Below are 1,789 nucleotides of genomic sequence, written 5' to 3'. Positions count from 1 at the left end.
CCCCCGTACTGCGCGACCAGCGGCGCCAGTTCCTCGGCGGCGCGGCGGCATTCGTTGGCGCGTTGCGTGAACAGCGTGCGCAGCTCTTCCGACTGCACGTGCTTCGCGCAGGCGAGGAAGCCGAATTCGCCGTCCTTCGAGGTCTCGATCAGGTCGTTCAGGGTGTCGACGATGTCATCGTGGCTCATGGTCAATTCCTTTCAGTTGGAGGCCGTGAGGCCCGTACCCTCCTCCGGCACTTGGCGTGCCCGCGGCCCTCGGTGGCACATGTGTTGCAGAGCGATGACTGAGATGTTTTCCCTGCGAGGCATCGTCCTACGACGAGCTTCCGCCGGGGATCACCAGGGATCATGAAAACCAATCTCAAGGAGACCGCGGAATGAATGCACCGACCCTTCGAACCGAGGCGCGGCAAGTCCAGGGACTGACGCCGCGCCTGCAGCGTGCGGTGCGCCTGCTGCAGCTGTCGTCGCAGGACTTCGTCCAGGAAATCCGCGACAGCATGGTGACCAACCCGTTCCTCGAACTCGAGGAGGCCGGCCCCGACGTCGTCGCACCCGCCACCTTCGACCCGGCGCTGTCCGAGGCCGTGCCGATCGCCGAGGCGGACACGCTCGCACCGGCCAATGACGCGACGATGGACACCGCGATGGAGGCCCCGCCGTCGGCCGAGACCGACATGGCGTTCGAGCGCGACAGCTGGCAGGCCGGGCCGGGCAGCACCGGCGGCGGCTCGGGCGACAGCGACATCAGCGCGATGGAGCTGGTGGCCGCCGACATCGACCTGCGCCAGTACCTGCGCTCGCAGATCGCCATGCTGCCGCTGGACGAGCGCGACCATGCGCTCGCCTGCACGGTCATCGAGTCGCTCGACGACGACGGCTACCTGCGCACCGGCCTCGATGAACTGGCGACGCTGGCCGCGCTGTCGCCGGCGGTCGAGTCCTGCGAGATGAACACCGCGCTGAAGCTGGTGCAGTCGCTGGAGCCGGCCGGCGTGGCCGCGCGCAGCGTGGCCGAATGCCTGCTGCTGCAGATGCCGCAGATCGAGGACGCCGACGAGCGTGCGCTCGCCGGGCGCATCGTCGCGCAGCACCTGGCGCAACTCGCGCAGCGCGACATCGCCGGCATCGCGAAGGCGCTGGGCGAGCCCCCCACGCGCGTGCACGCCGCCTGCGAGCGCATCCGCCACCTCGACCCGCGCCCGGGCTGGCGCCATGGCGCCGAGAACCTGAACTACGTGACGCCGGACGTGATCGTCAAGAAGGTGCGCGGCACCTGGGCCGCCGCGCTGAACCACGCGGTGATCCCGCGCGTGAAGCTGAACCAGATGTACGCGAACCTGTTCCAGCAGCACCGCGGCGGCGGCCACGGCGAGATGGCGGCCCACCTGCAGGACGCCCGCTGGACGGTGCGCAACGTGCAGCAGCGCTTCTCCACCATCCTGTCGGTGGCGCAGGCGATCCTGAAGCGCCAGCACCGCTTCCTCGACGTCGGTCCGCTCGCGATGAAGCCGCTCGGCCTGCGCGAGATCGCCGACGAGGTCGGCATCCACGAGTCCACCGTGTGCCGGGTGACGAACAACAAGTACATGGCGACGCCGGTCGGCGTGTTCGAGCTGAAGTACTTCTTCTCGCGCGGCATGCACACCGCGAGCGGCGGCAGCACCTCCCCGACCGCAGTGCGCGGCGTGATCCAGGGGATCATCGAGGCGGAGGACCCGAAGAAGCCGCTGTCGGACGCCCAGATCGCCAAGCTGCTGACGCGCCAGGGCCTGACGGTGGCGCGC

At 69.3% G+C, this 1,789-nt stretch carries 2 protein-coding genes; one reads left to right on the top strand and one right to left on the bottom strand.

Annotated features, from left to right (window positions below; genetic code table 11):
- Positions 1 to 188: PA2169 family four-helix-bundle protein (locus AC1D15_RS30210; protein ID WP_477828928.1), on the bottom strand; the 188-nt coding region annotated here is incomplete at its 3' end.
- Between the two features lie 191 nt (positions 189 to 379).
- Between AC1D15_RS30210 and rpoN the strand changes: the two genes are divergently transcribed.
- Positions 380 to 1,789, top strand: a 1,410-nt coding sequence (gene rpoN / locus AC1D15_RS30205; RefSeq protein ID WP_477828927.1) for an RNA polymerase factor sigma-54, incomplete at its 3' end; no start/stop codon positions are given.

Source organism: Rhizobacter sp. P2_H2, assembly GCF_056403375.1.
Note: the sequence above shows the minus strand (reverse complement) of the source record. Positions and strands in the feature narration are given on the sequence as shown.